The following is a 9,391-nucleotide window of genomic DNA, read 5'->3' on the forward strand; positions in this document are numbered from 1 at the left end:
TGTCACTTGATGCTTATTTGGTTTCGAACATTAACAAATCTCATTTCAAACCCATCCTATACGCCCGTTTGTCGGCTGCTTGGCCGCCGACCAGGCGCTTACTGCAGGCCGAGTGCCCAACCGGCGGTCCAGTCGTCGGAAGCGGTTACGGCACCAAAGTGCGACGGCATCTCAAAGAAATCGTCGGTGTTTTCGTTGGACACGTCGGTAGTCAACACGGTAATCGCATTGCCGCTGGAATCCATCATCATGCTCTGGGTGTAGATACCGTTCACCACGCTGGCAGCAGTGGGGTTTGTATCGACAAAGTTATTTGCAAAGCTGTTGAAGAAGTCGGTGGTATTGAAGCTGCTACCGGCCGGCAAATCCGAAGCAGAGGCATTTTTAATTGCTTCAGAACAGGACAGAATCGTGGAATCCACCAACAACTTGCCGTCCTCTGCATTTTTTACGGTACCGGTGCTGTTAATTTCAAAGCACTCGTTGCCAGAGGCAGGCGAGACAACAATAGAGTTATACACTTCCGCCTCTGCACCGTGGCGCAATACAAAACCTTCGCTGTCGCCGTGGGTGCCGTTGTCGTAACCGGAAGTCAAGCAAGTTACGTTGGAAATGATGGGGTGAGACATAGGCGCAATCAGCCAGTCAGACGGATTCGAAGCATCTGCAGGGCGCTTGTCGGAGATGTTGTCGCCTTCAATACAGCGATTGCCATTATCGGCGGCATGCTTGATCAGCGCGTACTGAATCTTACCTTGATAGCCGTCGGAAAAGTCCAGCGAGTCATCGCGCACGTTTACCAGCACTGCGTGCGACACGTTCACTGCACCACCAAAGAATTCAAAGCCGTCGTCGAAGGTGTTGTACACCTGAACATGGTCAACCACGGTGCCTGATCCCACGGCGTTAAACGTAATCCCGTTGAGCTCATCGCCTTCAACCACAGCGTAACCCGAGTGTTTCACCACTACGTAGCGCAGTGAACCCGAACTTTCCGTGTTGTCGTTGCCGCCATAGTAAGATTCCTGACCCTCGGACTGCACGGCGCATGTACCGTTAGCGCGCTCGTCGTCCGTACAGTTGTTGGTCAGGCCGTTGCCGTTGATCATGATACCGCCCCACAAGCTGACCGCATTGGGCGCTGCAGAGTTAGTTACCAGATCGGAATAGCCAGAGAAAGTAATAGGCGCCGCCGAGGTGCCATTGGCAAGGATGCGCGAGCCGCGCGCGATGCGTACATAGTCGCTGGGATTGGAGAAGGCCAGCTTGTTACCCGCGGCAATGGTCAGTGTGGGGCCGTCGCCGGCGCGCGGTACGGTGGCACCAGCGGCGATGTCCGCAGGCGTCACATCTTCGCCCACGAATAAGCTGCTTTCAAAAATATGCACACCAGAAATAAATGGGATAGTCAGATCTGTGGTTAGCGGTTTGTTTACGCCGACAAAGGTCGAATCGTAAAAGCAGTTGTTGCCGTCGAAGGAGCCAATCAGCACCTGGCCATCTACCGCGTAATTGGCGCAGGGGTTGTTGTCGCCAGAACCGCCGCCGCTCACCACGCTGTTGTCGACAGAATTGTCAATGTTGGTTGGCTGTACTACTACATCGCCACCACCACAGGCCATCAGGGCTGCGGCCAGCGCGTTTAACGCAATCAGATGCTTGAATTTCATGTAAATCGTCTCCTAACGATGAATGTCGTTGTCATTGGTTTTCGGTGAGGCCAGCTCTGACGGCCGGTGTCTTGCTCACTTAGGGCCGAGATACTAGCGTGCCAAAATGACACTCAGCAGACAGATTTATGGCGATTCGAAGACATATGCGTGACATTTGCTTATCACTTTTATGACAAGACCGCGTGTACTTCAGCGCAATAAACGTTGATTTAAGCGCCAAACCGCGGGCCATCAACGGCCTATTCCCAGGCTGTCGCGAGACGCGAAATTGGAGGTTTGTGCTAGGCTCATTGGAGACATTTAACTACCAGGGTCCACTGCCCCATACATAACTGGCCCCATTCGCAGGATATATCGCGTTGATCAAAGCACTACACCGCCTGACTCCCTTGTTGCCAGGGCTACTTTGGGCCACGACTAGCTGGGCCAGTACGACGCTTTCTTTGCAGCTTCCCAGCGACCACGAGTTTCGCTTTGGCGGCTACTATGCGGCCGAAGATCAGGGCTACTACGCCGACGAAGATATTGACCTCGACATCCGCAGCGGCTACAGCAATCAAGGCCAACAGCTAGACCCTGTTGCCGAAGTCATCGAAGGCCGCGCTCACTTCGGCGTGGCGGGTATGGAATTGCTTTACCACCCCAAAACGTCCGCCAGTAGCGTGCGTATTTTGGCGCCGGTGTTCCAGCAGAGCGCGGCGTCACTGTTCAGCCTGCGCGATATGCCCCTGAATAAACTGCAAGATTTAGCTGGCAAACGCCTGGCCTACGACGGCAATAGCGGCCTCATTTACGAGCTCCGCTCCCTTTTGCGGCAGCTGGGGGTCGATACCGGGCAGATTACGTTTATCAATACGGCAGTCTCGCTGGAGACACTGACCGAGCAGCGTGCAGACGTGGTGCTCGGCTACAGCCCTCACCTTCGCTATGCCGCCTACGCCGCAGCCGTTGAACTCAATGAGATGACGCTGAGTAATTTTCACCGGCGCTTTTATGGCGAGGTATTGTTTACCAGTGCGGCCTTTGCGAAAAAACACCCCCACAAAGTGCAAGACTTTTTGCAGGCCAGCCTGAAAGGCTGGGAATTTGCGCTAACGCAACCCCAGCAAACTGTAAACGCTCTGTTAAAAGGCTACCCCCGCAATCACCTGCGGCAAAACAATCTACCCAGCTACAACCTCTTTTTGGCCGAAGCCATGCGCAGCTGCGTGCAATTCCCGGCCGTACCCGTGGGCTTCTCAGACCCGATTCGCTGGCAGGTCATCGTCGACTCGCTGCTACTCGTGGGCGCCATCGACAGGCCGTTAAATGTAGCGGAGCTACTGTGGCAACCCGCCGACAGCTCGGGCAATTACAGCGAGCTCCTGCCATTGCTGGCCGGCCTGTGTCTGGCCATGGGATTAGTTGTGGTATTTGTGGCGCGCGGTCAATACAAGCCGTTGCTGATTGTTCTGGCCGCCACGGTAGTACTGGGCACCGCACTGGTTGAACAGTGGTTAGTGATTCAAAAATACGAACTGGTGCGGGTCAACCAGCTGGAAAACAATATGCAAATGCGCGCCCAAATAGAAGGCGCCCTCAACAACACCCTCACCGGCATCCACGGTTTAGCCACCCATGTGAGCGCCCAGCCGGCGATTACCCCTGCGGATTTTAGTCGCTTCGCAGCCGCCATGATGCGTCGCGATCCCAGCATCCGGAACGTCGCCCTGGCACCCGACTTGGTGGTCAAATACGTCTACCCGCTTCAGGGCAACCAAGCTGCTATAGGCTTGGATTACCGCAAAAACCCCTCGCAGCGCGACGCCGCTTTTCGAGTGCGCGATCGAGGTGAAATGGTATTGGCCGGCCCTGTTGAATTGGTGCAAGGCGGCACGGCATTTATTGCACGGGCCCCGATTTTCGTCGCCGACGATTCGGGCGACCTCTCTTTCTGGGGGCTGGTTGCCGCCCCCATCGATGCGCAGCGCCTATTGTTGCGCGCGGGCTTAGACCCCACCGGGCTGATCACCCCGGACAACAGCTCGCCCGGCGGCCGTATTGCCATTCGCGGCAAAGACGGCAAGGGCACCCTGGGCGATGTGTTCTATGGTGATCGAAAGATATTTGACCACCCGGATGCTGTCACTGTGCCCATTAGTATTGGCAACGACAGCTGGCTACTGGCGGCATTACCGCCGCTCAATAGCGCGCTGGCGCCGCAAACCCTGATCGGCACGCGCACCTCTGCCGCGCTGGTTTTCATTATTTTTTGCTTGCTGATTGAGTTGCTGCGCCGGCAGGAGAAAAAGCGCATACGCTACGAGGAAAACATTCGGCAAAATCAAAAGTTACTCACCGAAATAGGCGATATGGCGCAAGTGGCTGGTCTGCGCATTGTCAATGGCAGCCTGATTACAGAAATTAGCGATCACGCCTTCGACATTATGCGCATAGAGCGGCGCAGCCCACCCTTTTCCGCCGATGACCTCACTCAAAACTTAAGCCGTGTGGCTGGCCTGAAACTGTTGTTTGTCATGCGGAAATGCCAGGAGTCCGGCGAGCGCCAGCAAACCGAAATTCAGGTGGATCGCGAAGGGTCGGCCAGTCAGTGGCTCAAAGTAATTTTCAGCCCCCAAAGTAACCGCGAATTGATTGGCGCAATCCAGGATATTACGCGCCAAAAGGTCAACGAGAATACCATTCGCGAACAGGCCACCATGGACCGGATCACCCAGCTACCCAACCGCTGGTTCTTTACCGAACAGGCCGCAATCGAACTCACCAAGGCCAAGCGCGAAGGCACTAAAGTCGCGCTGCTGTTTATTGACGTGGACAATTTCAAATCCATCAACGATTCGCTGGGTCACGCCACGGGCGACGACTTCCTGCGGGCCATAGCCGCTCGCTTGAAGGCCTGCACGCGCGAGTCGGACGTTGTAGCGCGTCTCGGGGGCGATGAATTCACTGTGTTGCTCACCAATATCGAAGATTATAAGAATGCCTTCAAGGTGGCTGAGCAAATTATTCGTTCGATGAATCAAGCGTTTATGCTATTGGGCAACCAAATTTTCTCCAGCGTCAGCATCGGCATATCCATTTTTCCGGACGACGCCACTAATACCGAAACACTGTTAAGTCACGCCGATCAGGCCATGTATGCCAGTAAACAAAGCGGCAAAAATAACGCCAGCTTCTTTACCCTGGCTATGCAGGAACACTCGGAGCGCCAGCATTGGATCTACAATGAACTGGTGCAAGCCATAGAGCACGACGAACTTTCGGTGGCCTACCAACCCATATTCAACTTGGCCGATCAAACCATTGCCGATTGTGAGGCCCTGGCGCGCTGGACCCGCCCCGACGGCCAAAATATTTCACCGGTAGAGTTTATTCCCGTGGCTGAGAGCTCGGGACTGATTAGCCGGCTGGATATTTTGGTGTTGCGCAAAAGCTTAGCGCTGCTGTCAAAAATCGACGAGGTAGGCGTATCCGTCAATATTTCACCCAGGTTGTTTCACGAAACCGAAAAAGGCTTTACCAGTTGGCGCAAACTAGTAATGGATCACGAGGATAAAACGCGGGTTACCGTGGAAATTACCGAGCGCTTGTTGGTTGACGACCGGCTCGATGTAGAGTCGCTTTTGGCTGAATTGCAGCACGAGGGCATGGCGATCTCACTCGACGATTTTGGTACCGGCTATTCGTCGCTAAGCTACCTCTCGCGCTTTAACGTGAACAAATTAAAAATTGATCGCTCCTTCGTGATGGCCATTGGCCGCAGTAAAACCCAGGAAACCTTGATTGAAACTATCCTGAGCATGGGCGACAAACTCGGCATCGACGTGGTGGCCGAGGGCATTGAAACACAAGAGCAACTGCAGTTTTTAAGTACACGCGGCTGTCGCTATGGCCAGGGCTACCTGCTGGGCAAACCCATGCCAGAAACTCAACTCATTGAATTGGTGAGAGAAAAAAATGCGCTCCAACAACCTGGTTAATCGTCTATTGACTGCAAGTTATCTGGCACTTTGCGCTGGCGGCCCCGCGCTTGCCGGCGATCTGAGCCTGACCCTGCTACACGGCGACAACTACACTGTCGAGCCCGAACAACAAACGACGGCCACCGTGGAATACGTAAACCGCTGGACCCACGGCGACCTGTTTGTGTTTGTCGACTACAAGCACTTTCCAGACAGCGATGCAGACGATACCTGGTATGGGGAGTTCTCGCCGCGCATTAAATTTTACGACGGTAAAATGCCCGCCTACGCTGCTTTTACCTGGGAAAAGGGCAAGGGTAAGACCGAGGCCTATCTGGGTGGTCTGGGTACTGACTTTAAGATTCCGGGTTTTATTTTCGCCAAAGCCAATGTGTATTACCGCGACGCCCCCAACCTGGACGGACACAGCTGGCAAACGACCATCAGCTGGGCTTATCCCTTTATCGATGGCAAGCTAATTGTCGATGGATTTGCAGACTGGGTTTTCAGCTCTGAAGAAGGCGAGCCAAACTTACACTTTAATCCGCAGATTAAGTGGGATATGCAGCGCAGCTTTAATACGTCACTGCGCTGGTACCTGGGGCTGGAATACGATTATTGGAGCAATAAGTTCGGCATCGATGACGCGCTGGCCGACAGCAATCAAAATACCGCCAGCCTGCTCATTAAGGCGCACTTCTAGGCGCCAATCATCAGTTAGTGGTTGTGGCCGCCCACGCCGTGCGCGTGGCCATGGGCCACTTCATCGGCCGTGGCATCGCGGACTTCCAGCACTTCAATATCAAACGTGAGGGTTTTACCGGCGTAGGGATGGTTGGCGTCCACATCCACATTAAATTTGCCCACCTTAATGACCACGGCATCTTGCGGGCCCTGCTCGGTATTAATAGCCACCGTCATGCCGGCGCGCAGCTTATTCTTTAGTTTGGCGTGATCGACCAGGTGTTTAATGGGAATGCGCTGGGTGGCGCCGTCCTGGCGCTTTCCGTAGGCCTCTTCGGGACTGAGGGTCAACGACACCTTGGCGCCAGCAACCTGGCCTTCCAGGCCCTTTTCCATGGCGGGCAGGAGATTTTGGTAACCGTGCAGATACAGTACGGGATCGCCATCGCGCGAAGTTTCCAATAGGGTGTCGGCTTCTTTGAGGTCGTAGTGAAAACTGACGACTTTATCCTGGCTGATAGTCATGGCAAGGCGCTCGCTGGTAAAAAAGGGCGCAAGTATGGCGAGCCCCTCCGGCCTTGGCAAGCACTTGCGCCGGCTCCAACGCAGGACTCAAGCTATCTGGGCGCGATTGATACGCCCCAGTCATTTCGCACTATAAGGTCTGATTAAACGGCCGACAGGCTTTGCCACAGCGTCTGCCAGCCCTGCTGTCGCACACAATCCACGCCATCCAATAGCATGTGTACCAGTAGACCCACCCCCAACCATCGGCTTTTCGGCCAGAGCGCCAACAGGCCATACACCGGCCACACGGGCCAAAGGTGGAGCGGGTGGTAGGTAATGCTGCAGCGCTCGGGGTCGTACAGCGGATTAGCGAGCAAGTGATCCAGATCCACCAGCAAAGTGGCCATCATCCAGAACCAAGCCCATCGCCAGCGAGGCCCGGCACAGAGCCGCGCCAGCAGTAATGGCACCAAAAAATGCAATACGAGGTGCCCAATAGCCGCAAAGTTCACTGTCGCTCATCCCCAGTTATGTATACTCATGCTGACAAACAGCGTATTTGCTAGCAAATCTTGCCCAATTGCGCCGAGCGGGGCAGAGCCGGCAAAGACACCTTGAGTTGCGGCCGACATAGCCTACAATCCGCCACTTTACCCCAACCACGAGGGCAACCACAGCCAATGAACTGGTCTATTGACGATTCCCGGGAACTGTACAACATCACTCACTGGAGCGATGGCTATTTCGATGTGAACGACCGGGGCGAGCTCATCGCCCGGCCAGATCCCGATCAGCCCAGACATGAAGTCAGTTTGATGGCGCTGGTGGAACAGGCCCGCGCCAAGGGCATGACCACGCCCCTGCTTGTGCGGTTTAACGACATATTGCACGACCGGGTTGACCGCCTGTGTAGCGCCTTTGCCGGCGCCCGCGAACGTTTGGGTTACGAGGGCCAGTACCGCGCCGTTTACCCCATTAAAGTGAACCAGCAACACGACGTGGTGGAGCAGCTGCTGCTGCACGGCGGCCAAGAGCGATTTGGTCTGGAGGCCGGATCAAAGCCAGAATTAATGGCGGTCATCGGCCTGGCCAAGCCCGGCTCGGTGATTGTCTGCAACGGCTACAAAGACCGCGAGTATATTCGCACGGCCTTGATTGCCGAACACATCGGCCACCAAGTGTACATTGTGGTGGAAAAGATGTCGGAGATGACCCTGGTGCTGGACGAGGCGGAAAAGATGGGTGTGTCGCCGCGCATGGGTGTGCGCGTGCGCCTAGCCTCCCAGGGCAAGGGCAAATGGCAAAGCAGCGGCGGCGAAAAATCCAAGTTTGGTCTGTCGCCTACGCAAATTTTGAGCATGGTAGAGACGCTGCGCAGCCGCAACAAGTTGGATGCACTGCAGTTGGTGCACTACCACCTGGGTTCGCAGCTGGCCAACATTCGCGACATCCAGCACGCCCTGCGCGAAGCCGCACGCTATTTTGCCGAGCTACATGCACTCGGCGCGCACATTAAGTGGGTCGACGTCGGTGGCGGCCTGGGTGTCGATTACGAGGGCACCACCAGCTCGCAGTCGTCCTGTTCGACCAATTACTCCATGCAAGAGTACGCCAATAAAGTGGTCACTGCGCTCATGGACATCTGCAGCACCCACGATATCGCACACCCGAATATTATTTCCGAATCGGGCCGGGCCATGACCGCCCACCACGCCGTGTTGATCACCGATGTGATCGGCGTCGAAGAAACCGTGGGCTACAAATTGCCACAGCCCGTTGAAGACGACGAGCCGGTTATTTTGCAGGACCTGTGGCAGGGGTTTAAGAATATTTCTCGCCGCACGGCGCTGGAAATTTATCACGATGCGGTTTACGCCATTGGCGAGGCGCACAGCCTCTATGTGCACGGTGCGCTGAACCTCCAGGAGTGGGCGCGCGCCAGCGAAATTTACGCCGCCAGCTGCGTTAAAGTGCGCGACATTCTGCAGAATAACCCCGGTGTGCACGCCGAGATTTTAGATGAATTGAACGAAAAGCTGGCCGATAAAGTATTCTGCAACTTTTCCCTGTTCCAGTCGCTGCCCGATGCTTGGGCCATCGGCCAGATTTTCCCGGTATTGCCGCTGCACTACCTGGACCGTCGCCCCGAGCGCCGCGGCATTCTGCAAGACATCACCTGCGATTCAGATGGCAAGCTAGACAAATATGTGGAGGGCGAAGGCATCGAACCCACACTGCCCATGCCCAAAGTGGACGACGACAAACCCCTTTACCTCGGCATGTTCATGGTGGGTGCCTATCAGGAAATTCTTGGCGACCTGCACAACCTGTTTGGCGACACCCATTCCATGCACGTCGAATTCCGACCCGATGGCAGCTACGACATTCTGAACCCGCTCATGGGCGATACAGTAGCCGATATGCTGTCCTGTGTGGATTTCGACGTCGACCAGATCATTAGCAGCTACCGCGATAAACTGGCGGCCAGCGGCATAGATCCAAAAATTCAAGCCGAATACCTGGCTGAACTGGAAACCGGCATGTCCGGCTACTCCTACCTGGAGG

6 protein-coding genes are annotated in these 9,391 nt (G+C 55.2%); 3 read left to right on the forward strand and 3 right to left on the reverse strand.

Features of this window, described 5'->3' with window-relative positions; translation table 11 throughout:
- Positions 1 to 98: 98 nt before the first annotated feature.
- A complete protein-coding gene (locus tag ACW8F6_RS17935) occupies positions 99 to 1,670 on the reverse strand; it encodes a beta-helix domain-containing protein (RefSeq protein WP_491577262.1) in 1,572 nt (523 codons plus the stop codon).
- Between the two features lie 362 nt (positions 1,671 to 2,032).
- On the opposite strand from ACW8F6_RS17935, the gene ACW8F6_RS17940 reads away from it, so the two are divergent.
- Positions 2,033 to 5,653, forward strand: a complete 3,621-nt coding sequence (locus ACW8F6_RS17940) for an EAL domain-containing protein (protein ID WP_491577263.1) — start codon at positions 2,033 to 2,035, stop codon at positions 5,651 to 5,653.
- Positions 5,631 to 6,338 (forward strand): DUF5020 family protein, encoded by a 708-nt coding sequence (locus tag ACW8F6_RS17945; RefSeq protein ID WP_491577264.1) that lies wholly within the window; start codon positions 5,631 to 5,633, stop codon positions 6,336 to 6,338. Before ACW8F6_RS17940 ends, ACW8F6_RS17945 begins: the two co-directional genes overlap by 23 nt.
- A gap of 14 nt (positions 6,339 to 6,352) precedes the next feature.
- Here the strand turns inward: ACW8F6_RS17945 and ACW8F6_RS17950 are convergent, their stop codons facing one another.
- Together ACW8F6_RS17950 and ACW8F6_RS17955 are read right to left on the reverse strand one after the other, a co-directional pair.
- Positions 6,353 to 6,904, reverse strand: coding sequence for an FKBP-type peptidyl-prolyl cis-trans isomerase (locus ACW8F6_RS17950; RefSeq protein WP_491577265.1), 552 nt, complete (start codon positions 6,902 to 6,904; stop codon positions 6,353 to 6,355).
- A gap of 83 nt (positions 6,905 to 6,987) precedes the next feature.
- Complete coding sequence (locus tag ACW8F6_RS17955) at positions 6,988 to 7,338, reverse strand: DUF6122 family protein (RefSeq protein WP_491577266.1); 351 nt, start codon at positions 7,336 to 7,338, stop codon at positions 6,988 to 6,990.
- A gap of 168 nt (positions 7,339 to 7,506) precedes the next feature.
- On the opposite strand from ACW8F6_RS17955, the gene speA reads away from it, so the two are divergent.
- Positions 7,507 to 9,391 (forward strand): biosynthetic arginine decarboxylase (gene speA, locus ACW8F6_RS17960; protein WP_491577267.1); only part of this gene is annotated, 1,885 nt, incomplete at its 3' end.

The organism is Simiduia sp. (genome assembly GCF_058345725.1).

What these genes read in the sequence shown, in the direction of transcription:
- ACW8F6_RS17945 (WP_491577264.1), top strand. Translation starts at nt 5,631, where the DNA reads ATGCGCTCCAACAACCTGGTTAATCGTCTATTGACTGCAAGTTATCTG.
- ACW8F6_RS17935 (WP_491577262.1), bottom strand. Translation starts at nt 1,670, where the DNA reads ATGAAATTCAAGCATCTGATTGCGTTAAACGCGCTGGCCGCAGCCCTG.